Raw genomic sequence first — 758 nt, 5'->3', positions numbered from 1 at the left:
CCTGGCGAGTGCAGTACCATCGGCGCTGGAAGGCTTAGCTACCGGGTTCGGAATGGGACCGGGCGTTCCCCTACCGCAATGACCACCGACAACACTATTCAACAAACCCCCACACAAACATGGGGGGACCTACGAACACACAACCCGCACAGGGTTGTGGGCTCAGGGTCACACAGTGGATGCGAACAACTCGTTGTGGCAAGCCCTCGGCCTATTAGTACCGGTCAACTCCACCCCTCACAGGGCTTCCATCTCCGGCCTATCAACCCAGTCATCTCCTGGGAGCCTTACCCACTCAAAGGTGGTGGGAGACCTCATCTTGGAACAGGCTTCCCGCTTAGATGCCTTCAGCGGTTATCCCTCCCGAACATAGCCAACCAGCCGTGCCCCTGGCGGGACAACTGGCACACCAGAGGTTCGTCCGTCCCGGTCCTCTCGTACTAGGGACAGCCTTCCTCAAGTCTCCAACGCGCGCGGCGGATAGGGACCGAACTGTCTCACGACGTTCTAAACCCAGCTCGCGTACCGCTTTAATGGGCGAACAGCCCAACCCTTGGGACCTACTCCAGCCCCAGGATGCGACGAGCCGACATCGAGGTGCCAAACCATGCCGTCGATATGGACTCTTGGGCAAGATCAGCCTGTTATCCCCGGGGTACCTTTTATCCGTTGAGCGACACCCCTTCCACAAGGTGGTGCCGGATCACTAGTCCCGACTTTCGTCCCTGCTCGACCCGTCAGTCTCACAGTCAAGCTCC

Annotated in this window: 1 rRNA gene (running past one end of the window); it reads right to left on the bottom strand. The window is 59.2% G+C overall.

The features are described 5' to 3' along the window. Positions 1-90 (bottom strand): 5S ribosomal RNA (gene rrf / locus Ae505Ps2_RS19890) (it extends 27 nt beyond the left edge of the window). Positions 91-758 lie beyond the last annotated feature (668 nt).

The organism is Pseudonocardia sp. Ae505_Ps2 (genome assembly GCF_001932425.1).
Taxonomy (GTDB): Bacteria; Actinomycetota; Actinomycetes; order Mycobacteriales; family Pseudonocardiaceae; genus Pseudonocardia.
This window is presented reverse-complemented; position numbering and strand designations above follow the sequence as displayed.